The sequence below is a fragment of the Clostridioides sp. LIBA-2809 genome (genome assembly GCF_056688965.1).
Genome location: NZ_CP197004.1, coordinates 361,667 through 385,873, shown reverse-complemented (window position 1 = coordinate 385,873; position 24,207 = coordinate 361,667). Strand labels below are relative to the sequence as shown.

The 24,207-nt window shown below is 29.8% G+C and carries 21 protein-coding genes and 1 rRNA gene; 5 read left to right on the top strand and 17 right to left on the bottom strand.

From position 1 onward, the window contains the following. Nucleotides 1–141 precede the first annotated feature (141 nt). From ACTG44_RS02175 to ACTG44_RS02165, 3 genes are all read right to left on the bottom strand, one after another. Nucleotides 142–1,644 (bottom strand): 16S ribosomal RNA (locus ACTG44_RS02175). Between the two features lie 526 nt (nt 1,645–2,170). After that, on the bottom strand, nt 2,171–4,558 hold the full coding sequence (locus tag ACTG44_RS02170; RefSeq protein ID WP_479921188.1) for a heavy metal translocating P-type ATPase: 2,388 nt from the start codon (nt 4,556–4,558) through the stop codon (nt 2,171–2,173). Between the two features lie 22 nt (nt 4,559–4,580). Continuing rightward, nucleotides 4,581–4,946: an ArsR/SmtB family transcription factor gene (locus tag ACTG44_RS02165; protein ID WP_021382879.1), complete on the bottom strand. Its 366-nt coding sequence runs from the start codon at nt 4,944–4,946 to the stop codon at nt 4,581–4,583. A gap of 199 nt (nt 4,947–5,145) precedes the next feature. On the opposite strand from ACTG44_RS02165, the gene ACTG44_RS02160 reads away from it, so the two are divergent. After that, nucleotides 5,146–6,018, top strand: coding sequence for a hypothetical protein (locus tag ACTG44_RS02160; protein WP_479919718.1), 873 nt, complete (start codon nt 5,146–5,148; stop codon nt 6,016–6,018). 271 nt (nt 6,019–6,289) lie between these two features. Here ACTG44_RS02160 and ACTG44_RS02155 read toward each other — a convergent pair whose 3' ends face one another. Continuing rightward, nucleotides 6,290–6,499, bottom strand: a complete 210-nt coding sequence (locus tag ACTG44_RS02155; protein WP_021382880.1) for a DUF6485 family protein — start codon at nt 6,497–6,499, stop codon at nt 6,290–6,292. 104 nt (nt 6,500–6,603) lie between these two features. On the opposite strand from ACTG44_RS02155, the gene ACTG44_RS02150 reads away from it, so the two are divergent. Beyond that, on the top strand, nt 6,604–7,527 hold the full coding sequence (locus ACTG44_RS02150; RefSeq protein WP_479921187.1) for a helix-turn-helix transcriptional regulator: 924 nt from the start codon (nt 6,604–6,606) through the stop codon (nt 7,525–7,527). Between the two features lie 236 nt (nt 7,528–7,763). Then, a complete protein-coding gene (locus tag ACTG44_RS02145) occupies nt 7,764–8,549 on the top strand; it encodes an EFR1 family ferrodoxin (RefSeq protein WP_479919716.1) in 786 nt (261 codons plus the stop codon). Nucleotides 8,550–8,784: 235 nt separating this feature from the next. Here the strand turns inward: ACTG44_RS02145 and ACTG44_RS02140 are convergent, their stop codons facing one another. Beyond that, entirely contained in the window at nt 8,785–9,873 is a 1,089-nt protein-coding gene (locus ACTG44_RS02140) for a hypothetical protein (protein ID WP_479917991.1), read from the bottom strand. A gap of 124 nt (nt 9,874–9,997) precedes the next feature. Between ACTG44_RS02140 and ACTG44_RS02135 the strand changes: the two genes are divergently transcribed. Next, nucleotides 9,998–10,726 carry an HAD family hydrolase gene (locus tag ACTG44_RS02135; RefSeq protein WP_021382860.1) on the top strand — a complete coding sequence of 243 codons (729 nt, stop codon included), beginning with the start codon at nt 9,998–10,000 and terminating at the stop codon, nt 10,724–10,726. 183 nt (nt 10,727–10,909) lie between these two features. On the opposite strand, the gene ACTG44_RS02130 is transcribed toward ACTG44_RS02135, so the two are convergent. The 4 genes from ACTG44_RS02130 to tnpB form a co-directional block, all read right to left on the bottom strand. Then, entirely contained in the window at nt 10,910–11,407 is a 498-nt protein-coding gene (locus tag ACTG44_RS02130; protein WP_021382836.1) for a hypothetical protein, read from the bottom strand. 10 nt (nt 11,408–11,417) lie between these two features. Then, the gene (locus tag ACTG44_RS02125; RefSeq protein WP_021382842.1) at nt 11,418–11,858 is read right to left on the bottom strand and encodes a putative 'four-disulfide core' protein; all 441 of its coding nucleotides are present in this window, start codon (nt 11,856–11,858) and stop codon (nt 11,418–11,420) included. Beyond that, nucleotides 11,848–12,687: a DUF5685 family protein gene (locus ACTG44_RS02120; protein ID WP_021382868.1), complete on the bottom strand. Its 840-nt coding sequence runs from the start codon at nt 12,685–12,687 to the stop codon at nt 11,848–11,850. Before ACTG44_RS02120 ends, ACTG44_RS02125 begins: the two co-directional genes overlap by 11 nt. Nucleotides 12,688–12,869: 182 nt before the next feature. Beyond that, nucleotides 12,870–13,979 carry an IS200/IS605 family element RNA-guided endonuclease TnpB gene (tnpB, locus tag ACTG44_RS02115; RefSeq protein WP_479921186.1) on the bottom strand — a complete coding sequence of 370 codons (1,110 nt, stop codon included), beginning with the start codon at nt 13,977–13,979 and terminating at the stop codon, nt 12,870–12,872. Nucleotides 13,980–14,218: 239 nt separating this feature from the next. Here tnpB and ACTG44_RS02110 point away from each other — a divergent pair, with 239 nt between their 5' ends. Continuing rightward, complete coding sequence (locus ACTG44_RS02110; protein WP_021384555.1) at nt 14,219–14,368, top strand: hypothetical protein; 150 nt, start codon at nt 14,219–14,221, stop codon at nt 14,366–14,368. Nucleotides 14,369–14,763: 395 nt separating this feature from the next. On the opposite strand, the gene ACTG44_RS02105 is transcribed toward ACTG44_RS02110, so the two are convergent. The 8 genes from ACTG44_RS02105 to ACTG44_RS02070 form a co-directional block, all read right to left on the bottom strand. Next, nucleotides 14,764–16,149 (bottom strand): M20 family metallopeptidase, encoded by a 1,386-nt coding sequence (locus ACTG44_RS02105; protein WP_479921185.1) that lies wholly within the window; start codon nt 16,147–16,149, stop codon nt 14,764–14,766. 161 nt (nt 16,150–16,310) lie between these two features. Further along, nucleotides 16,311–17,054, bottom strand: a complete 744-nt coding sequence (locus tag ACTG44_RS02100; RefSeq protein WP_479919713.1) for a glutamine amidotransferase — start codon at nt 17,052–17,054, stop codon at nt 16,311–16,313. A 19-nt stretch (nt 17,055–17,073) separates the two neighbouring features. Further along, nucleotides 17,074–18,336: a M20 family metallopeptidase gene (locus ACTG44_RS02095; protein ID WP_479921184.1), complete on the bottom strand. Its 1,263-nt coding sequence runs from the start codon at nt 18,334–18,336 to the stop codon at nt 17,074–17,076. A 149-nt stretch (nt 18,337–18,485) separates the two neighbouring features. Next, a complete protein-coding gene (locus ACTG44_RS02090) occupies nt 18,486–19,484 on the bottom strand; it encodes an ABC transporter permease (RefSeq protein WP_479919712.1) in 999 nt (332 codons plus the stop codon). Beyond that, a complete protein-coding gene (locus ACTG44_RS02085; RefSeq protein WP_479921183.1) occupies nt 19,468–20,979 on the bottom strand; it encodes a sugar ABC transporter ATP-binding protein in 1,512 nt (503 codons plus the stop codon). Before ACTG44_RS02085 ends, ACTG44_RS02090 begins: the two co-directional genes overlap by 17 nt. 53 nt (nt 20,980–21,032) lie before the next feature. Beyond that, nucleotides 21,033–21,995, bottom strand: a complete 963-nt coding sequence (locus ACTG44_RS02080) for a substrate-binding domain-containing protein (RefSeq protein ID WP_479921182.1) — start codon at nt 21,993–21,995, stop codon at nt 21,033–21,035. 47 nt (nt 21,996–22,042) lie between these two features. Then, on the bottom strand, nt 22,043–22,936 hold the full coding sequence (gene rbsK, locus ACTG44_RS02075) for a ribokinase (protein ID WP_479921181.1): 894 nt from the start codon (nt 22,934–22,936) through the stop codon (nt 22,043–22,045). Nucleotides 22,937–22,977: 41 nt separating this feature from the next. Beyond that, nucleotides 22,978–24,000, bottom strand: coding sequence for a LacI family DNA-binding transcriptional regulator (locus ACTG44_RS02070; protein WP_479921180.1), 1,023 nt, complete (start codon nt 23,998–24,000; stop codon nt 22,978–22,980). Nucleotides 24,001–24,207 lie beyond the last annotated feature (207 nt).

Here is a 24,207-nt window from a genome sequence, read left to right as displayed (position 1 = left end):
TATGCAGTTTTTAAGGTGCTAACGCACGTCGCCAACAAACAAACTTCACATTCGTTCAGTTTATTCTGTTGCTTAAAGTGCTAATTTTGAGTATTCGTAAAAACGAACCCTCAAAATTAAACAGTAGGCAATTCTCCTTAGAAAGGAGGTGATCCAGCCGCACCTTCCGATACGGCTACCTTGTTACGACTTCACCCCAGTTATTGATTCCACCTTCGACGACTTCTTCCAAAAGGTTAGATAATCGGCTTCGGGCGTCTCCAACTCCCGTGGTGTGACGGGCGGTGTGTACAAGACCCGGGAACGCATTCACCGCAGCATTCTGATCTGCGATTACTAGTAACTCCAGCTTCATGTAGGCGAGTTTCAGCCTACAATCCGAACTGAGAGTAGCTTTAAGGGATTAGCTCCACCTTACGGCTTGGCAACCCTCTGTACTACCCATTGTAGCACGTGTGTAGCCCTAAGCATAAGGGGCATGATGATTTGACGTCATCCCCACCTTCCTCCAGGTTATCCCTGGCAGTCTCTCTAGAGTGCCCAACTTAATGATGGCAACTAAAGACAAGGGTTGCGCTCGTTGCGGGACTTAACCCAACATCTCACGACACGAGCTGACGACAACCATGCACCACCTGTCACCAATGTCCCCGAAGGGAACTCTCCGATTAAGGAGATGTCATTGGGATGTCAAGCTTAGGTAAGGTTCTTCGCGTTGCTTCGAATTAAACCACATGCTCCGCTACTTGTGCGGGTCCCCGTCAATTCCTTTGAGTTTCACTCTTGCGAGCGTACTTCCCAGGCGGAGTACTTAATGCGTTAGCTGCGGCACCGAGGGGGGTAACCCCCGACACCTAGTACTCATCGTTTACAGCGTGGACTACCAGGGTATCTAATCCTGTTTGCTCCCCACGCTTTCGTGCCTCAGCGTCAGTTACAGTCCAGAGAGCCGCCTTCGCAACTGGTGTTCCTCCTAATATCTACGCATTTCACCGCTACACTAGGAATTCCACTCTCCTCTCCTGCACTCAAGTCTCCCAGTTTCAAGAGCTTACTACGGTTGAGCCGTAGCCTTTCACTCCTGACTTGAAAGACCGCCTACGCACCCTTTACGCCCAGTAAATCCGGATAACGCTAGCCCCCTACGTATTACCGCGGCTGCTGGCACGTAGTTAGCCGGGGCTTCCTCCTCAAGTACCGTCATTATCTTCCTTGAGGACAGAGTTTTACGACCCGAAGGCCTTCATCACTCACGCGGCGTTGCTGCATCAGGCTTTCGCCCATTGTGCAATATTCCCCACTGCTGCCTCCCGTAGGAGTTTGGACCGTGTCTCAGTTCCAATGTGGCCGATCACCCTCTCAGGTCGGCTACTGATCGTCGCCTTGGTAAGCCGTTACCTTACCAACTAGCTAATCAGACGCGGGTCCATCCTGTACTGGCTCACCTTTGATATTTAAGAGATGCCTCTCAAATATATTATCCCGTATTAGCATACCTTTCGGTATGTTATCCGTGTGTACAGGGTAGGTTACCCACGCGTTACTCACCCGTCCGCCGCTCTTTACCGAAGTAAATCGCTCAACTTGCATGTGTTAGGCACGCCGCCAGCGTTCATCCTGAGCCAGGATCAAACTCTCAAATAAAAGTTTATCAGGCTCAGATACTATTGTTATCAAAATATCTGGCTTTATGGTTTGTTTCTTGTTTTATAAATTAACCTACTGTTTAATTTTCAAAGTTCATTTTTCATGTTTGCCCTTTTCTTAAGGACAAGTAATACTATATCATCTTAAAAATAATCCGTCAACACTTTTTCAAATTATTTTTTTAAAATATTTACTTTTTTATATTATCCAGTTTACTGAATAGTAGTTATATCATATGATTAGAAACTTTTTATATATATTTTTTTTTATAAAATTATAATTACTAATCTACACATTTATAATTCTTATTTCTTTATATAAGCTTAGTAATACACATGAATCACCTATACAAGTTAAAAAATATACTACATAAGAACATTAAATCAAAATAATAGGTATAGATTTATATACAAATAAAAAGTATCAATAGGTTCAAAATAAACTTATTGATACTTTTCTTTATAATTATATACTTCACTATTATATCACTATATGTTTTTTAATAATAGTATATATCTATACTTTATCTCATAGCCCTCATAGCATTTAATACTGCTATAAGCGCTACTCCTACATCAGCAAATATAGCTTCCCACATAGTAGCTATACCTCCAGCTCCTAATATCATAACTATAATTTTTACTCCTAAAGCAAATATTATATTTTGCCATACTATTTTATTAGTCTTGTTTGCTATCTCAATCGCTTTAGATATTTTACTAGGTTCATCTGTCATAAGCACTACATCTGCCGCTTCAATGGCTGCATCTGAACCTAAACCTCCCATTGCTATACCAACATCAGCACGAGCTAGTACTGGAGCATCATTTATTCCATCACCTACAAAAGCTATTTTTTCTTTTTCAGTTCTTCCTTCATATAAAGATTCTAATCTATCAACTTTTTCATTAGGAAGTAAATTTGAATAAACTGTATCTAATTCTAATTCTTTAGCAATATTTTTTGCTACTTTCTCATTATCTCCAGTTAACATTACAACTTCTTTTATTCCTATTGATTTTAAACTTCTTATAGCATTTTTACTATCTTCTTTTACTTCGTCAGATATAACTATATAACCTCTGTACACTTTATCAACAGCAATATAGACTACTGTGCCCACTTCTTTAGCTGGTGAATAGAATATATTTTCCTTCTTCATAAGTTTCTCATTACCTGCTAGTATAAGTTTTTCATTATATTTTACTCTGATTCCATAAGCTGCTATTTCCTCATAGCTATCTATTGTATCTAAATCAATTTTTTTATTATAGTAACTTAATATAGATTTAGCTATTGGATGGTTTGAGTTTACTTCTGCAATAGCTGCAAATTCTAGTAACTCTTCTTCTGATATACCTTCAGGATTTAACTTAGTTACATTAAATACACCTTTAGTAAGTGTTCCTGTTTTATCAAACACTACTGTATCTACACTTCTTAAAGCTTCTAAATAATTACTTCCCTTAATAAGGATACCATTTTTAGATGCAAATCCAATTCCACTAAAGAAACTAAGTGGTATTGATAAAACTAGCGCACAAGGGCAAGAAACAACCAAGAATATCAATCCTCTATACAACCAATCACTAAATACTTCACCTGAGATTACAAGGGGTGGAACAAATGCTATCAATAAAGCAGCTATAACTACTATTGGAGTATAATATCTTGAAAATTTAGATATGAAGTTTTCTGTTTTTGATTTTTTAATACTAGAGTTTTCAACAAGGTCAAGGATTTTTGAAACTGTTGATTCTCCAAAACTCTTTGTAACTTCAATACTCAACAAAGCATTCTTATTTATAACACCAGATAAAATTTCATCCCCTTTTTCAACTTCTCTCAATACTGATTCACCTGTAAGTGCAGAGGTATCTAGCATAGAAATACCATCTACTACAACACCATCTAGTGGCACTTTTTCACCAGGTTTTACTACTATTATATCACTCACATTTACTTCTTCTGGTGACACTACCTTAACTTCAGAATTAACTTTCAGATTTGCATAATCTGGTCTTATTTGCATAAGTGAAGTTATAGACTTTCTAGACTTGCCAACTGCAACACCTTGTAAATACTCTCCTATTTTATAGAATAGCATAACCCCTACTGCTTCTGATAGTTCTCCTATTGCTAACGCTCCAACTGTTGCTAGAGCCATCAAAAAGTTCTCATCAAATACTCTTCCCTTTGATATATTTCTTATTGCTCTTAAAAGTACATCGCCACCTACTATTACATAAGCAACTATAAATACTATATTACTAAATTGACTTTCATAACCTGTAGCTGTTTGATATATACCAAAGATATATACGAGAGCTCCAATTATAAGTGGAATTAATTCCTTCTTATTTGTATCATTTACAGTTCCTGCTTTTTCAGTAGTTCTAGATTTTACTTTGTTAGCAGACTCTACTTGTATATCAAGCCCTGGCTCTGTAGAATCTATTATTTCCTTTATTTTGCTTATAACATTATCCTCTTCAAAATCATTAAGTATATTTACTGTAAGTTTTTTATTTACAAAGTTTAAGTTAGAAGATTCAATTTCTTTTAATTTAGAAACTTTATTGTTAATCTCTTCTGCACAATGCGCACAGTTTAAGCCTCCTAATATAAGTTCTTTTTTAATTGATGTCTTATTAGATGAATTTCCTTTAGAACTTATTTGTATATCAAGACCTGGTTCTGTTGAATCTATTATATCTATTATCTTTTCTATAGTAGTATCTTCATTAAAACTATCTTCTATATTTACTGTAAGTTTTTTATTTATAAAATTTAAGTTGGAAGACTTAACTTCTTGTAGCTTAGAAACTTTATTATTAATCTCTTCTGCACAGTGTGCACAATTTAAGCCTCCTAATATAAATTCTTTTTTAATTATATTGTTTGCTTCCATATATGTTCACTCCTCTCATTTATCATTTATAAGTCTCTCTAATATGGTTTAATCCACAATCAAATATTTGGCTTATATGACTATCATCTAGTGAGTAATACACTGTTTTTCCTTCTCTTCTAAACTTTACTAACCTAGCCTGCTTTAATACTCTAAGTTGATGAGATATTGCAGAATGAGTCATATTTAATAAACTCGCTATATCACATACACACATTTCATTTGCAAATAATGCATATAATATCTTTACCCTAGTAGTATCTCCAAACACTTTAAATAACTCTGCTAAATCATATAGCATTTCTTCATCTGGCATAGTTGATTTAGCTTCTATTACTATTTCTTCGTGTATTATATTACAATTACAATCATTTATCTCTTCTCTCATTTTTAATCCTCCGTCATTTTAATATATGAATAACTGTTCATATGTTCATTATATGCTATCATTTCTGAATTTGCAACAATAATTTTTATTTATTTAATAATAATTAGAATGCACATATTATCACCTTTTTTAATATATATATTATTAGAATAAGTTTTTGTAAACTTTTTTATAGTTTTCTAGGAGGTGCAAGTTTAATATGAGTAACAAGAAAAAAAAGGATTTAGACACTAGTTACATGCCTTACTTAGACCCAGCTAACTATGCAGATTATATTACTAACGAAGAAATTCCCCAAGATGAATTGAGAAATGACCCACAAATTTCTAATGGTTATACAAAACTACCTAATAATCAGAATGTAAATAATATTTATTCTAACAGCGCAAATAATTATCCTAAAAGCAGTAATTCTCCAAACAACTTGCCTAACACAAATAATACATCCGGAAATATGAATTACAACACATCTGCTACAAATAATATGCCTAATAACATGAACTATAATGCATCTAATAACATGGGTATGCCTAACAATATGTCTGGTAATATGAACAATAATAACATGGGTATGCCTAATAATATGTCTGGTAATATGAACAATAATAACATGGGTATGCCTAACAATATGTCTGGCAATATGAACAATAATAATATGGGTATGCCTAATAACATGTCTGGCAATATGAATAATAATAACATGGGTATGCCTAATAACATGAATAATAATATGGGTATGCCTAACAACATGTCTGGTAATATGAATAATAATATGTATGGTAATACTGGTATGCCTGGAAATATGAACAGTAATATGGGATATAATATGAACAATAACATAAATAATACTATGGGTATTCCTAACTTCTCATGTAATCAAAATATGCCTCCTAATGTACTTATGATGATACCAGGTGTCATATGTCATAATACAATGCAAGGTATGCCTGTAGTTATGCCTAGTACTATGCCTCCTAGTATATATCCTACTCCTTATGGTTCTAGTAATATGTCTATACAAGGAATGCCACAAAGTACTAATATTGAAGAATTTGATGAGGAAGAAATGTAAAATATTTTTATTTTTTAAGTAATTTCAAGTAAATTGTATAAGACATCAATAATTGGCAATAATAATAAATGTATTCCTCATAATATTCCCCCAATATTATTATAGGTATAGAGAGTTGACTGAATATATTTTTATTCGGTCAACAAATATTAACATAATCTAATAAAATAAATATAAAAAAATCAGATAAAATTTAGTTTTATCTGATTTTTTTAGTTAAAGTTAGATTATTGAAATCAAATCACTATTAATAAAATATCACTATATACTATTATTTGCCTTTGTGCTTATGAAAGTATCTCACAAAGCCTTCCATTGAATAATCAGTTACATCACTGATATCCTCATTAACTATACCAAAAAAACAAGCTGGCATTTTCTTCTTTTCTAGATTATCAATAATACATGAATCACACCCTTTATCATGATTTTTTGGATTCCTTGGGCATTTGTCAACTGGACAAGTACAAAAATGTTTCATAACATCTCCTCCTTTTTTAATATTTAAATACTTACTTTGTTATAATACCAACATAATGTTGACATCTATATGTCATACATCCTATAATTATTTTGGGTGATTATATGAAATTAGCAAGAATGTTATCTATTGTTATGTTATTATTGCAACATAATAAAATAAGTGCATCTTCTTTAGCAGATATGTTTGAGGTATCAAAACGAACAATATACCGAGATATTGAAGCAATTAATGCTGCTGGAATACCTATTGTGACCCACATGGGAGCTAAAGGAGGCATTGCTATTATGGAACAATACAAACTTGAAAAAGGTCTATTTACAGTTTCTGATATTACATCTTTACTGACTTGTCTTGACAATTATCCATTATCAAATGATGATATTATATATACCATTGCAAAGATAAAAGGTCTACTACCAAGTTCACAAATAAATGATATTAAAATGCAGACAAATAAAGTTTTTATAGACAATACACCTTGGCAAGGTATACAAGTCATACCTGCACATATCAAAGAATTAAAATATGCATTAGAGAAAAACCATTATGTAGAATTTCAATATACTGATAGCACAAATAAAAAAAGTAAAAGAATTGTAGAACCATACAGATTAGTTTTAAAACAGTCACTTTGGTATTTACAAGCTTTTTGTATCTCAAAAAATGAATTTAGAATATTTCGTTTGTCACGTATGGATTCTCTTACCATTCAAGAAAAATCTTTTGTTTCTAGAGAATTTAATTATGAAAAGTTAGATAGCCCAAAAGAAATTGAGCATAAATTTAAAGTTAAATTACTAGTTGATGAAACGCTTCTCGGCTGGATGGCCGATTTCTGTGGAGAAGAAAATATTACACCATGTGAAAATAATAAGTATATTGTAAATTTTCCATTTATCAATAATGATTATGGTTATGGTCTTATTCTACGTTTTGGAGATAGCTGTGAATGTATTGAACCTGAGTCAATACGTAAAGAGTTGATTCATAGAGCACAGAATCTCTTAAAACAATATCTAAAATAAATACTTTATATATTCTCTATGTTTTATTTAAGTTTAAATCGATATCTTAACTTGTTAAGATAAAATATTGTACATTAGAATCTTATTAATTATATAAGTAATACCTCTATATAAATATATTCTTCTACCTTGAAAATACTAGCGATTTAAATATTTTTGTCCTTCTATTAACTTAATTAGTTCTATGTTATAATGACTCTAACAAGTGACTATTTTATTTAATAGGAGGTATTACTTTGAATAAGTTATGTATATTTTACTTTTCTGGAACTGGCATGACAGAATATATAATTAATAAACTAAAGCAAGAATTGGAAAGTCAACAATTTTGTGTCGAATGTACAAAAATTGAAAATATTAAAAAATCTAAAATTCATTTAACATCATATAATATGGTAGGAGTAGCTTACCCTGTACATTCCTTTAATGCACCTCAAATTGTATTAGACTTTGTAAAAATTTTGCCTAACACACATTCTATGGATACATTTATAATACATACGGCTGGTGAAGATAGTTATGTAAATTATGCTTCATCAAATTTATTAATCAAAAAATTAGATGCTAAAGGTTTCAAAGTATTTTATAATAAATTAGTTGCTATGCCATCAAATTTTATGGTCAAATACGATGACACAAAAACAAGAGAGCTTATTGATAAAGCAGATAAAGAAATAACTAATACTGTACATAATTTAATTAATCGAATTTCATACCTTCCAAATAGTAGCACTTTAGTAAAAACACTATCCTTTATTGGTAGGTCAGAATGGTATGGAGCCCATATCTTAGGTAAATTTTTTTATGCAAAAAAAAATTGTATACACTGTTCTAAATGTGCCAACAATTGTCCTAAACACAATATAAATGTTACAAAATATAAGGTTAAATTTAATTGGAGTTGTTGCTTATGTATGAGGTGTATTTATAATTGTCCTGAAGATGCAATTGATATACATCAACCATTTAAATTTATCCATTTTGATAAATGGTATGATTCTAACCTATTCACAAAGAAATAGAGATACCTAATATTTTACAAATCAACCCATATATCTAAATAAATACTAAAAATTAATATTGGTCGATAATATAAGGAGAATTATAATTTTTTTTATTTTTATAATAAACTGTATAAAATTTTAATAATTGACCACAATAATAAATGTATTCCTCATAATATTCCCCCAATATTATAGAAATTAATTTAAGCGAGATTAAATTCAGTTAATCTCGCTTAAATAATGTCCAAAAATATTATTCCAAAAAATCATCAAAATCTATTGAACCTGATTCTGCAAAATCATATAACGCATTTTGTTCAAAGAAAAACTTTTCTTCAAACTTGATATATTTACTATAGTTAGATTGACTTATCTCATTAATATAATTGCAATCATTTTCATTATAAGTACCAATAAAAAGTTTATTTCCCATTAAGTAATATATAGCTTTCATATCATTATTTATTATATACACATTTTCTTTGACATGGTCATTATTAAAATTAAATCTAGTAAAAAATATACCTTCATTCATATAGCTTTTTAGTAAAAATGGATTCTCTTTATAAAATATTTTTGCAAATTCCTCAGACGAGTTTACACTATACACACTTACAAATTCATTTTTGGAAATCTCATCAAATACCTCAAAATCATACATAGGTTCTTTATCTGTTACCAACAGAGAATTGATTTTAAAACCTGTTTCATTACATTTACTTATACAAAAAGCAATTTTACATGTATAATACCCATCATTATCTTCATATAAAGCTTCACTTATATATCTACCTTGCCCTTTATCACTTACTACATTTTTAAGCAATGTACCATTTATATTTGTAATATGCATATTTGCAATCTCATCACTTCCAGAAAAATATCTCAGACTTTCTCTATCCCAAGCTATAAATCGCATAGTCATGTAGTTTATAAACTCAACTTCTTCATCAACTCTTTTGCATATTTTATTATATAATTTTTCTATAACTAAATTTGTTTTATAATTTTTTATAATATCAATATACTCACTTTTATCTCCTGGTAATAATTTGTCATAGAAAATATTCTTGTTTCCAAAATAAGATACTAAAAACAATGATTCATCCTTTGTTAATTCAACTCTATCTGAGCCAAATCCACCCATTAATCTTTCTTCTTCCATATAAGCTTCTTCTTGTGTTGGATTTTTTAAACTCACATAATCTGCCAAACCTAATCCCTCTGCATCTAATAGAAAATATTGACAGAAATGATTATTTTTATCATCTATCCAATTTATTATAAGACCTAAACTACCCATAAGTCTAGAGTTCGTAGCCTTTGCAAAATTAAAATTCATATAATCACATCCTTTAGACTTTAAAATATTTGTTTTTTAATATATAAATTATTATACATATATTTTAACAACTTAGATACAATTTATAATATAATATAAGGAAATGATTAATTGAGGTGGTCTTATGAAAAATATAGCAGCTTTTTTTGATATAGATGGTACTCTTTATAGAGACTCTCTTATGGTTGAACATTTTAAGAAATTAATTAAATACGATATAATTGACCAAAAAAATTGGTATAAACATGCTAGAGACACTTTTATGGATTGGGATAAAAGACAAGGTAATTATGATGATTATCTATTAGAGATATGTGACCTTTATGTTGATTCATTAAAAGGATTAGATAAAACTTGCATTAATTTTACAAGTGACCAAGTAATTAAATTAAAAGCAGATAGAGTTTATAAATACACACGTTCACGAATTGATTGGCATCTAAATCAAGGTCATATAGTCATATTCATATCTGGTAGTCCTGGATTTCTAGTTGAAAAAATGGCAAAAAAATATAATGTAACTGATTTTCTAGGAAGTGACTATGTATTTGAAAATGAAATATTTACAGGTACAGTTATTCCAATGTGGGATTCTATAAGTAAAAATAATGCTATAAACGATTTTGTTGTAAAGTATGATTTAGACTTATCAAACTCCTATGCTTATGGTGATACTAATGGTGATATAAATATGTTAAAAAGAGTTGGAAATCCAATTGCAATAAATCCAACAAAAGAACTTTTATCTCAAATATCACTTAATAAGGAAATTTCTAAAAATGTTGAAATAATAGTAGAAAGAAAAGATATTATTTACTCTTTATCTACAGATGTAAATATAGTGGATATTTAATTTATATTATATCTTTTAAAGTGAATCATTATATCTAATATATAAAAAGCTTTGACTAAAAATCAAAGCTTTTTATATATTAATACTAAGTATATATTAAATTTATTTTTACATATCAATACATATTCAGATACATTATTTAAGTTTTTTAAATTACAATTCTATTAAAATTAAATATAAAAATCAACTGTTATTTTTAAATAGCATCTTTCTTAACTTATTATTGTAATAACTTATAAAAGAACTGTAAACATAGTCATATACTATAAAGGCTATCTCAAATGAGCCTATAATAAAAATATTTATTGGAATATAAACTATTGTTCTTAATAAAAAATACAATATAAGTATCATTATATTTGCAAACACTAATTTCATGAAATATTCAACATATATAGACCTATCTTTTTCTATAAGATATTTTGCAATACCATATATTCCAAAGGTAAGTGAATACACAATCCATTGAGACTTACTTGCCATCACTATAAATCCTAAAGCTATAGAACCTATATAAAAAGCAATTCCACTTTTAAAACCCCATTCCATTATTACAATTGATACTAAAAGTGATGCTAGACCCATAATAAACAATGTATTTACAGGAATAATATTTGTAAGAGTCAACAGTATCACATTTAATGCTAATAAAACTCCTCCATAAGCAACTTTTATACTCATATTTATCATCCTAACAACAAGTTATTAAATCTCCACCAAAACATTCACAGCATGAATCTAAACACCAAAGCTTAGCACAGTTTTCACAACAATCATCACCTAAACAACAGCAACAATCATCACAACAACAGCAACATCCACCTAAATCATTACGTCTTCTTCTATTATAATTATCAGCCCTGTTGTTATATTCATTTCTATATTGTGTATAACTTCTAAGTGCATCACTATATTCATGATTTTCTGGCTCCATAAATTTTGCTCTTTTTAAGAAGTCTTCTCCTTCTTCATAATATCCTATGTTCATCGCAGAAAAACCAGTTAGATAATACCATTCTGCACATTTGTCAGTCAACGTCTTTAAAAAATCATATGCTTTTTTAAATTCACTATTTTCTATAAAAGCTCTTGCTCTCATAAAACTTTCATTATTATAAGTATTACTGTACATTCTTTCCACCTCTGCTTTCTAATATATTCATATATCTTAAATAAACACCAGAATAAATTATATTTTCTATTATTCCGACATTTGTATTTAGATTTAAATTATCAATTCCTCTAGCCAAAAAACCTAATGATGTTACAATTATTTTTTTTACCTTTTCTTTTAACTCATCGTTTTTATCTATATACTCTATAAAAGGATTATATCTTCCTTTCTTAAAATCTTCATCTAAATCTTCATATGCATCCAGTAGATATATATATTTACCTATATTAAATCCTATCATTCTTAAGTTTCTCTCATTTTCATCTTTTTTATAGGCAAATACTTCACCCATTATATTTCCAAAAATACTAGATACTTCATCTATATTTATATTTTTGTCATTTTCCAACTTATTTAATTCATTTAGCTGTTGTTTTATATACTCTGCTTTTTCAGAATACTTTTCATATGCTAAATTTAATTTGTTTTTATATATATAATATGCTAATTTATCTTTTATGCGTTTATCATCCATTAAATTATCTTCCAGTTTATAATACGTTAAAAGAATATTCATACTTGCTGCATATTCTGTAATATCATTCGTAATTACCTTTTTCTTTTTAAATGGATTGACTATACATACTTCCTCTGTATTTATAGATTCTGGCTTGTATACTGAAGTTAATAAAATAATTAAAAATGTTATATCGTAGTTCAGAGAAAATCTAGAAATTTCTCCATGATTTCTTTTTAAATATTTACATAGACCACAATAATAAGCTTTGTAATGGTCATATTCTCTAAATGTTAAATCCATTTTGTTTATTTTAACATATCCAAACATAAATACTCCTTTTTGTACTACTTTTTATATAAATTATATATAGTATAACACTTTTTCTGAACCTCCCATGACTAAAGTCACAGGGTTCCTGCTTCATAGAATTTTGCATACTAAAATATGTCTTACTAATTCTCCACAGGCTATCCCCGTAGTTCCTACGGTTCTTATATAAGTTATTTATTTTAAACTCTTATTAGTCTTAATCCTTCTTTTAGTATATTTATACTTGCATTTATATCTCTATCGTGAGTTTCATTACAACAAGGACAAATCCATTCTCTTATACTTAAATTCTTCATTTCCTTGTTTTTATATCCACATTTATTGCATATTTGTGAACTTGCAAAGAATTTACCTACCTTTACAATTTGTCTACCATACCAATTAGCCTTATATTCTAATTGACGAACAAATTCTGACCATGACACATCAGAAATAGAAAGAGATAATTTACGATTTCTAGTCATATTCTTTACTTGTAAATCTTCTATGCAAATAATATCATTCTCTCGTATTAATTTGGTAGATAGTTTTTGTAGAAAATCCTTCCTTTGATTAGCTATATATTCTTGAAGTCTTGCAACTTTTAATCTCGCCTTATTTCTATTTAAACTACCCATTGTTTTTCTCGATAGTTCTCTTTGTAATTTTGCAAGTTTGTTTAATGACTTCTTAAGATACTTAGGATTTTCTATAAATTCTCCACAACTTGAGATACAAAATTCTTTAATTCCTAAATCTAAACCTATCTGACTATTAGTATTTTCAAATGCTTTAATATCTATATCAGTACAACATAATGATACATAATATTTACCACTTGGTTCTTTGGATACTGTAGCATTAAGTATTCTCCCTTGAGGTACTTGTTTATCCCTTACTTTGACCATACCAAGTTTAGGTAATTTTATATATTGACCAAGGTGCATAATATTTCCATTTGTAAAGTTAGTTCTATATGAAAACCTATTAGTTTTCTTTGATTTAAATTTAGGAAATCCTACATTTTCTTTAAAGAATTTTTTATATGCGTTTTCTAAATCTTTTAAGGTGTTTTGTAGTGAAAATTTGTCAGGTTCTTTAAGCCACTCTAATTCTCTTTTTAAATTGGTCAAATCAGAACTGCACTGTTTATAAGTAAAAGTTTCTTTATTGTTTTCATAAACTTCTATTTTTTTAGCAAGATACTTATTATATACAAATCTACAACATCCAAAAGTTTTGTTAATTAGCTCTTGCTGTTTTTTATTTGGATACATTCTAAACTTATAAGCTTTTTCCACTACTATCACCTCACTTTAATTGTTTTTTATGATTATTAATATACATATCCGAGTAACTTCTCTTTTTCATCACCCATTATAATATTAACAAACATAATTATTTAAAACAATTATTTCGAAGGTTTTATATTTATTTTTAAATAACATATGTAAGAACCGTAAGTCCTAACTTTTATCATTTTTGAGGTTGTCGTTCACATAAGTTCGCTACTACCTATGCAGTTCTCTTATGAACTTCTTACACTTTCATGCAAGCACAGACTATATCTTATCCTTCGGCATTATCCGTTAAGGTCTACCCACTTCCACTACCAATAGCTTGTAGTGTACTTCCCTCAAGAGGAATAGTCGTTGAAGTTTCTCCTATTTGGAGTTTACCTGCTGATTGCCCATTTTAAAGTACTTAGGGTTTAACCTTATACCATCTAACCAATTTTTTCTACTTTCGTAACTTTCACACTTAGGTTTATTTCATCCTTATGCTTTAGTTTGGTTAGCTTTAGGGGTTTCCAGCAATTCAAGTAGTATTGGATAGGTTCTATCCTATCTCTACATATAAGTTTCCCTATATGCTGACTACTTTAGCTACTAACTTACGACTAAAGTCACGAGTGTGCGTAGCTATTTTTTAATCAAGATTATATAAGATACAGTATTCTAAGAAACTTTAAAAACACCTTCTAATTATTGTATCTTAGATTGAAAATAATTAGAAGGTTAAGTTAAAAATAATATTAAATTATATATTTATACTAATTCATACAGTTCAATCTCACTTACATTAACTTAATTTTTAAATAATTGGAGTATATTTAAAATTACCTACAGTATCCTTTAATTCCTTTTTTGCCTTACTTACAATAGACTCATCAAGAACTACATCATTTATTGAACACGCTATAGCTTTAGATGCTAACAACATCGCTTTAAATCCCATGTTAGAACCTGCACTAGCACAAGACTGCCATGTATGAGCAGAAATCCCAATAGGCCAAACTGAACAAGAGCATTGAGCTGTAGGGATTATGTAACTAACATCTCCAATATCTAATGATAATGATATGCAGTTATTATGAGTAAATGTATCATCTGTAACTTCATCATGTAAATTCATCTTAGTTATATCTTTGTTTCCACTCAATACACTAGAAACACTAATCCTTTTGTCTATAGATACCGTTTCAGCTAATTTTTCTGCAAAATAGTAGTCATTTTCATCATAATTTTGAGTTCCTATCAATTTCATATTTTGTGATAGAATATCTGTTAATATTGTATTAGGGATATAATCATATACCCCACTTATAATATTATATTCCATACTAGTACCTGTCATCAAAGCTGCTCCTTTTGCTATATCAACAATTCTGTCAAATACATCTCTTACATGCTCCATTTTAACACCTCTTATGTAATACCATACTTCTGCAAAATCTGGAACTATGTTTGGCATTTTTCCACCATTAGTAGTTACATAATGTACTCTACAACTATCAAATATATGTTCTCTTAGATAGTTACAGCCTATGTTCATAAGTTCTACTGCATCAAGTGCACTTCTTCCATTGTAAGGAGCTTGTGCTGCATGGGCGCTAATTCCCTTATATCTAAACTTTACAGAATAATTAGCAAGGGTTGGAATTCTTATTGGAGTATTTATATCAAATGGATGCCAGCTAAATGCACAGTCTATACCATCAAAGATACCTTTTTTTATCATTAATACCTTTCCTGATAAATCTTCTTCTGCTGGACATCCATAGTATTTTATAGTCCCTTTCAATTTTTTTAGTTTAATTAATTCTTTTATTGCAATTACAGCTCCCATTGAACCTGTACCAAGTAAATTATGTCCACATCCATGACCTGCACCACCATCTGAAATAGCTTCTTTTGTAATGGATATTTTTTGGGACAAACCATCTAAAGCATCATATTCTCCCAAGACTGCTATAACTGGTTTACCTTGTCCATAACTAGCTACAAATGCTGTATCCATATCTTCTAATTCTTCTATATTAAAATCATACTTTCTTAAATATTCTTTTTGTAAGTTTGAAGCATAATATTCTTTATATTGAAGTTCTGGATTTTCCCATATCTTATCTGATATATTTCTTAACTCTTCTTGTATCTCATCTATATATTGCACTAAAAAATTTTTATTTAAATCCTCCATATTAATTGTATAATCCTCCTTAACTTTAACAAATTATCAGCCATTATCTAAAATAATTAGTTTAAAAATATTTTCTACTGTACAGCCATTTTATACAATAAAACCTCTTGACTTGTAAGCTTCACTTTATCAAGTAAGAGGTTTCAAATTTTATAAAATTTTTAACATATTAACCAATCAAGCATATTGACCCATAATTTATTATAGTATTTCCAATCAGTAAATTCTTTTGGTCCCCAATGAGGCGCACAGTCAGAACTAAATATAGCAGACTTTCCTTTTCCAAACTCACCAACAGCTACAAATGGGTCTCCTCCAATAGTTGCCAATACAGGGCAATTCTCTCTAGCAACTGTCTTGTTATATCCTAAAAATTTTGGCCAGTCTGTTGGTATATCTTTTAATACTGGATGTTCAGAGTCAACAACTTCTGGAATTATTCCTGCTGGTTTTTCGACTCTATCATCTTTATCTATCATAGTTATTGGTAATACATCCTTTATAGCAGTTTCTCCAAATCTAGCTTTTGCATCTATACCTGTAAATGACATGTATCCACCCACCATTATTAATGCTCCACCATTATTTACATACTCTTTGATTAATTCAAGTCTATCTGGACTACTATTACAATCTATAAAAGTACTATTAGATAATAAGAACGTATTAGAACCTATATCAGATAATATTATACAATCGTACTCATTTAACTCTTCTAATTTATATGGAAAACTATCTGCTGCCACATGTGCAGGCATATGAACTGTTTCATATCCTCCAGATTCTATTGCTTCTTTTAACCACTTTACAGCTTCTTCATAGTGAGTTGTAACAAATGTATCAAACCCTTTTATATGAGTTATATTTTTTACCCAAGATTCCCCTACTATTAATACTTTTTTCATTTATATATTCCTCCTACTTTTATAAGTTTAATATTAGACTTGCATACATAAGTATACTGTCTAAATACTCATTGATTTCAACATACTCATCTATTGAATGGCATTGTTCTATTGAGCCTGGTCCCAATATTAATGTTGGTATTTTAGCTAAGTTTTTCATCAATCTTGCATCATTTCCAGCTGTCGAACCTTTTATTTCTAATTTTTTCTCTAAAACATCTTCTAGTATTTTATGTGCCTTCACTACAAAATCAGAATTCTTATCCATCTCAAAACCTAATCCTGATTGATATATGTTTATATTTGGCTTATTATCTTTAAGCCACAAATCTCCATTAGCCCTTGTCATTATGATATTAGTTACATCATTTACAACTTGTTCATAACTCATTATATTTGGTAAGAAGTGTACACACAAATTGAATACACACTTATCTGGCACAGTAGAACCTGCTGTTCCACCATTTATTACACCCAAATTTATTGTAGGTGAAGGCAATAGTGGATGTTTATATATCATAAGCCAGTTATGTTCTAATTCTTTTATATCTTGAATCAGTAACATAGCCTTCTCTATTGCATTAACACCCTCCCACTTACTACCACAGTGAAGAGATATACCTTTAACCTCAACTTCAAAGAATACAAATCCCATATGTGCAATTATTAAATTCTGTTCTGATGGTTCACAAATTACACAGTAATCTCCATCAATTCCATTCATAACTGCATTTATAGTGCCATTTCCACCACCTTCTTCATCTACTACTGACATTATCTTTACATTGCCAGGTACATTTAAACCACTATCTTTTATAAGCTTTACAGCTAATATTGATGCTATAAGCCCAGATTTCATATCTGCAGTTCCAAGACCATAAAGTTTACCATTATCTTCTGTCCCACAGTATGGATTATATTTCCACTTACTTATATCACCAGGTGGCATAGTGTCTACATGACCATTAAATACAATCGTCTTGCCAGATAAATTATCACTGTATTTACAAATTAAATTATATCTATCTTTATAATTGTGACCTAGGTTTCCTTCTTTATATGTATCTTTTGCTTTTTTAATTAGTTCTTCACTCATTTCTTGTCTATCTACACTAAAACCTATATCATTTGCAAGTTTCTCAACATATTCTTGCCCCTCTTTTTCAAATCCACCTAATATTCCATGTCCAATATCTTCAGTCTTTATGCTTACAAGTTCTTTTAAATAATCTATATATTCTTGTTTTTTATTATTTAGTGTATCTAAGAGAATTTTTTTCATATTTCCTCCTAAGATTTATTTTTACATTTAAAATTTCAAGTCTAACACTCTATACTTAAACGATAATAAATTTTTTTACTTACCATATTTTCATTTAGCATATTCAAAAGCGTAATAATTTTTATAATTCACTAGCTAAAATTTAAATATTATTTGGCTTTAGCTGATTTTTTTAATTTTATATTATTTATCCATATAGCAAATAACATTACCAACCCTTTTATAATCATTTGATTATATGAAGATACACTTAGTAGGTTTAGACCATTTCCTAATATTCCTATTATTCCAACACCTATGCATGTCCCTACTATAGAGCCAGAGCCACCCATCATGTTAGTACCACCAAGCACAACTGCTGCTATAGCATCCAGCTCTGCTCCATCTCCTACAGTTGGTGAACCTGATGCCAAACGTGATGATAGTATTATTCCAGCCAATGCTGTTAGTAATCCAGCTAGTGCATATACTTTTACTATTACTTTATTTACTTTTACTCCACATAATCTAGCAGCTTCTTCATTTCCACCTACTGCATGTACATGACGTCCAAAATTAGTTCTTTTTAATAGAAAATGACCTGCTATTACAACTATAATCATAATTATAACTGGTATTGGTATCGGTCCAACATATCCTCTACCTAGCATCTTAAATGCATCTGTATTTACTGATATAGGTCTTCCTCCTGTGAATACAAAGCTTGCTCCACTTATTATCGTCAACATGGCTAAAGTTACAATGAATGGCGGTAGTTTTTGAGTTGAAATAATTGCACCTTTTATAACGCCTAATATTGTCCCTATTGCCAATGCAAGTATCATACCTACCCATATAGGTGCATTATAATTTACTACTGTTGTAGCCCAAAATGTACCTACTAGAGCAATTACTGCTCCTACACTTAAATCTATTCCTCCAGTAATTATTACAAACGTCATACCTACTGCAAGAATTGCGTTTATTGATATTTGTCTTCCAACGTTAATTAAATTATCTAAAGTTAAAAAATTAGATGAAGCTACACTCATTATTATAAAAATTATTACAAGTCCTATAGCTGCACTCCCCTGGTCCCTAAATGCACTTGTTAATTTTGTTAATAATGGAGATGAATTATCTTCTTTATGCTTAGTTATTGAACTCATTAATTTTACCTCCGAAAGCCAATTTTAATACATTATTTTCAACCATTTCTTCACCTTCTAAAAATCCACTTATATGACCTTCTCTCATAACCATTATCCTATCACTCATTGATATTAATTCTGGTATTTCAGAAGATATCATTATGATACTTACACCACTCTCTACTAAATCTCCCATTAGATTGTATATCTCTGCTTTAGCATTTACATCTATACCTCTAGTTGGTTCGTCCATAATTAATATATCTGGTTGTAATAAAAGCCATCTTGCTATTATAGCTTTTTGTTGGTTCCCACCACTTAAACTTTGTATAACTTGGTTCATATGTGGCGTTTTTATCTTCAATGCATCTATGTATTTTTCTAGTACTTCTTTTTCCTTTTTTCTATCTATAACTGATTTAAATTTAGATATCTTTTTTAATCCAGCCATAGTTGTATTTTCTTTGACACTCATCTGTAAAAACAATCCAGTACCTTTTCTATCTTCTGTTATTAATCCTAGTCCATTTTCAATGGCATCTGATGGAGTTTTAAATTTTATTTCTTTATTATTTAAATATATTTTCCCATAATCATATGTTCTAAGTCCAAATATAGCTTCTACTATTTCACTTCTCTTGCTTCCAACTAATCCACCTATTCCCAATATTTCGCCTTTTCTTATATTAAAACTGATGTCATTAAAAACGTTGTTCTTAGTCAGACCTTCCACTCTCATAATCTCTTCTTTTATCTCTACATCTCTTTTAGGGAAAAATTGGTCTAGCTTTCTATCTATCATTAAATTAACTAATTCTTCTTCAGATGATACTTCTTTAGTATTCAAAGTCGAAATCGTTTTCCCATCTCGCATTATAGTAATTCTGTCACAAATCTCAAAAAGTTCTTCCATCCTATGAGAGATATATATTATGCTAACTCCACTATCTTTTAAATCATTTATAAGTCTAAAAAGTATTTCAGTTTCTTTTTTACTTATTGAAGATGTAGGCTCATCCATTATTAATACCTTAGTCTCTGATGATAAAACTCTTGCTATTTCTACCATTTGCTTTTGAGCTATACTAAGCTCTTTGACTAGACCATTTGGATTTATATCTATTCCCATATTGTCAAAAATCTTTTTAGCCTCTTCATTCATTTTTTTATCGTTAGTTAAGACTTTACCATTTATTTCTTTTCCCATAAAAATATTTTGTGCTACTGTCAATTCATCAAATACTGTTAATTCCTGATAGATTGCATTTATACCTATCTTCTTAGAAACATCTGGTGATATATTCTCTATTTCTTTACCTTCAAAAACGAATTTACCAGAAGTTTTTGAGTGTGCACCAGTTAAAATCTTTATCATTGTTGATTTACCAGCACCATTTTCACCCAATAGTGCATGAACTTCACCATGAAATAGCTCAAAATTAACATTATCTAATGCTCTAACGCCAGGAAATTCTTTAGCAATATTACTTAACTTCAGAATTGTATTACTCATAATGACACTCCTTTTTAAATAGGATTTCTTTCAAATAATCTTATTTTATTTTACTAATTCTTAAAGTCTTTTATATTTTCTTTATCATAAAGTAAAGCTGGTACTGGTATATTTTTTTCTACCTTTTCACCTTTTATAGCTTTTACTACTGCTTCTACAGCTAAACGTCCCATTTCTTTAGGTTGTTGCTGAATCATTGCAAGAATAGTTCCATCTGTTATTCCACTTGCTGCTTCTTCAGTTAAGTCAAATCCTACTATCTTAACATCTTTATTCTTTGCAGATTCAAGTGCAGCTTTAGCTCCTAATACACTATTTTCAGCTGTTGCATATATTATATCTACATCTGGATTAGATTGTATTAAGTTTTCTACTGTATTAAGAGATTCTTCTCTATCATATCCTGGTTGTGAATTTAATATTTTAACATTTGCTGAACCTTTTAATGCATCCTTAAATCCATCTATTCTTTGCATTTGTATTTGAGATTTTAAATCTGTTACTATGGCTATTTCTGATTTTCCACCTAATTTTTCATCAATGTACTTTTTAGTGTATTCCCCTAACTTTTTACCAGCATCATAACTAACTGTTCCTACGTAACTTGTAATATTCTCAGTATTTAATACAGCATCTACTGTAACTACTGGTATTTTTTCAAACGCTCCTTCTACTGCTGGTACTATAGCTGAGTTATCTGTTCCAAGCACTATCATTCCATCCACATTTTGTTGTATAAAATCTTCTATTGCTGATGTTTGCTTAGCTACATCTTGGTCTGGGTCATTTACTATAACTTTTACACCTAACTCTTTGGCTTTTTCTTTTATTCCCTCATCAATGTCTATAAAAAATTGATGCTGAAGAGTTATTGTAGATACTCCTATAGTTAAATCTTTCTTGTCTGAACTACCTTTGTTGTCTGATTTACTTGGCCCTTCCATTGAACATCCTGTTAACATTCCTATTGCTAGTGTTCCAGCAATTCCTAAAGATAAAATTTTTCTCACTCTCATAATTAACCTCCATTTTTAATAGTTTTAAGTTTGAACAAATTAGATTTTTATTTATTAATATTTAAATATTTTTCAACATCTTCTTTATAAGGCATACCAGATTGTGCTCCTAATTTTGTTACAGAAAGACCTGATGCTACTACTGCATATTCTACTGCTGTATATAGATTTTTACCTTCTGTTATCGCCACTGACAATGCTCCATTAAATGTATCTCCTGCCCCTGTCGTGTCTTGGACATCAACCTTTATACAGGATACATGTTTAATTTCCTTACCATCATAAAATCTAGCTCCATTTTTTCCTTCTGTTATCACAAGTTTATTAGGATATTTTTTTAATATTTCCTCTATCTCTTCCTCTGTGTCAAAAACTATCTTATATTCATGTTCATTTGGTGTTAAGTAAGTTACTTTTTCTATTATATCTCTATCTAATTTTATTGCAGGTGCTGGATTTACTAAAACTTTTATCTTATTTTCAAAACAGAAATTCACCACATAATTTATTGTTTCCAATGGAATCTCTAATTGTAGTAATACTATATCTGCATTCTTTATCTCTTCTTCATTCTTTTTAATCAATTCTATATCTACTAATTCATTAGTCCCTGCCACAACAACAATACTATTATCATTTTCACATAGTGTTATGACCGCAACACCAGAGCTTTTATGTTTATCTCTAGATACTAGGCTATAATCGACTTTATTATTTCTAAAATTTCTTATTAATTCCTCACCTAAGCTATCTTCACCTACACATGATATCATTTTTACATTTGCTCCTAGCTTAGATGCTGAAATAGCTTGATTAGCACCTTTTCCACCAGGTGATGTGAAAAAGCTATTACCTAGCACTGTTTCTCCTTTTTCTGGTCTTTTATCTACAGAACATACCATGTCCATGTTTACACTTCCTATGACAACTATGTTTCCCATTACATTACTCCTTTACATATCTATTTATGTCTTTCATGCTGTTATTCATTATCTTTTGTTGAATCTCTTATAACTAGTTCTGGCTTAAAAATTAACTCATCAAATGATTCTTTTTTCTCTCCTCTTAAACAATTTATCAGTATTTCACTAGCCTTGTATCCTATGTCATAAGATGGCTGTCTCACTGTTGTAAGAGAGGGACTTATTAGACTAGATGTCTGGATATCATCAAATCCTACAACATTTACATCATTTGGTATATTTAATCCTCTTTCCTTAAGCCCTCTTATAACACCTATTGCAATCAAATCATTTGCACAAAATATTGAATCAAAATCTATCTTTTCTAGATTTTTTATAAATTCTTGTCCCCATTCAATTTTATATTTTCCTTCAAACACATAATCAGAGTTATAACTTAAATCACGCTCAATTAGAGCCTTTTTATATCCTTCTAATCTATCTACTGCTATTTCATTTTGAAGTGGACCACTTAGGTATATTATTTTCTTACTTCCAATATCTAATAAATGTTTTGTAGCTATATATGCGCCTTCAAAGTTGTTTATTTTAACTATTCCTTTTAAAGTCTCTTTGTTCATACTTATTTTTTTATCAATTAATACTGTTGGTATTTTTATGTCTTTATAATTTGCCTCTTTCCAGTTTGTATTTGAAGAAGCTGCAAATATAATTCCATCTATCATTCTCTCTGATAATGTTCTTATACCTTCATATTCTTTTTTAGCATCTTCATCTGTATTACATAAGATTATGTTGTAACCTTCTTCATTAGCTTTATCTTCTACGCCTCTTGATACATCTGTAAAAAATGGATTTCGTATATCTGGTATAAGAAGCCCTATAGTATTAGTTTTTTTAGTTACTAGACTTTGTGCTAATTTATTTGGTACATAATTTTTTTCTTTCATTATTTTCAAAATTTTTTCTCTTGTTGCTTTACTTATATTTTCATCTTTATTATTAATGACTTTTGACACAGTTGTTTTAGAAACACCAGCCAATTCGCCAATTTCTTTTATAGTAATACTCAAGAAGTTCACCCCCATAGTTTAGGAAACCGTTTTACTTAACCGGTTACCTAGATATTAGCACATCCTTTTTTCCTTTGCAACTATTTTATATAAATTTTGATATTTTTCTCATTTTTCGAAATACTGCAATTTATAATTCAATTTTAATATTTTAATTAATATGCAAAAAAAAATTAATATACTTTTATTATTATTTAAAAGTATACTAATTAATTT

Bases quoted from the DNA above. Each gene is read 5' to 3' on its own strand.
- ACTG44_RS02170 (WP_479921188.1), bottom strand. From the start codon at position 4,558: ATGGAAGCAAACAATATAATTAAAAAAGAATTTATATTAGGAGGCTTA.
- ACTG44_RS02165 (WP_021382879.1), bottom strand. From the start codon at position 4,946: ATGAGAGAAGAGATAAATGATTGTAATTGTAATATAATACACGAAGAA.
- ACTG44_RS02160 (WP_479919718.1), top strand. From the start codon at position 5,146: ATGAGTAACAAGAAAAAAAAGGATTTAGACACTAGTTACATGCCTTAC.
- ACTG44_RS02155 (WP_021382880.1), bottom strand. From the start codon at position 6,499: ATGAAACATTTTTGTACTTGTCCAGTTGACAAATGCCCAAGGAATCCA.
- ACTG44_RS02150 (WP_479921187.1), top strand. From the start codon at position 6,604: ATGAAATTAGCAAGAATGTTATCTATTGTTATGTTATTATTGCAACAT.
- ACTG44_RS02140 (WP_479917991.1), bottom strand. From the start codon at position 9,873: ATGAATTTTAATTTTGCAAAGGCTACGAACTCTAGACTTATGGGTAGT.
- ACTG44_RS02135 (WP_021382860.1), top strand. From the start codon at position 9,998: ATGAAAAATATAGCAGCTTTTTTTGATATAGATGGTACTCTTTATAGA.
- ACTG44_RS02130 (WP_021382836.1), bottom strand. From the start codon at position 11,407: ATGAGTATAAAAGTTGCTTATGGAGGAGTTTTATTAGCATTAAATGTG.
- ACTG44_RS02125 (WP_021382842.1), bottom strand. From the start codon at position 11,858: ATGTACAGTAATACTTATAATAATGAAAGTTTTATGAGAGCAAGAGCT.
- ACTG44_RS02120 (WP_021382868.1), bottom strand. From the start codon at position 12,687: ATGTTTGGATATGTTAAAATAAACAAAATGGATTTAACATTTAGAGAA.
- ACTG44_RS02110 (WP_021384555.1), top strand. From the start codon at position 14,219: ATGCAAGCACAGACTATATCTTATCCTTCGGCATTATCCGTTAAGGTC.
- ACTG44_RS02105 (WP_479921185.1), bottom strand. From the start codon at position 16,149: ATGGAGGATTTAAATAAAAATTTTTTAGTGCAATATATAGATGAGATA.
- ACTG44_RS02100 (WP_479919713.1), bottom strand. From the start codon at position 17,054: ATGAAAAAAGTATTAATAGTAGGGGAATCTTGGGTAAAAAATATAACT.
- ACTG44_RS02095 (WP_479921184.1), bottom strand. From the start codon at position 18,336: ATGAAAAAAATTCTCTTAGATACACTAAATAATAAAAAACAAGAATAT.
- ACTG44_RS02090 (WP_479919712.1), bottom strand. From the start codon at position 19,484: ATGAGTTCAATAACTAAGCATAAAGAAGATAATTCATCTCCATTATTA.
- ACTG44_RS02085 (WP_479921183.1), bottom strand. From the start codon at position 20,979: ATGAGTAATACAATTCTGAAGTTAAGTAATATTGCTAAAGAATTTCCT.
- ACTG44_RS02080 (WP_479921182.1), bottom strand. From the start codon at position 21,995: ATGAGAGTGAGAAAAATTTTATCTTTAGGAATTGCTGGAACACTAGCA.
- rbsK (WP_479921181.1), bottom strand. From the start codon at position 22,936: ATGGGAAACATAGTTGTCATAGGAAGTGTAAACATGGACATGGTATGT.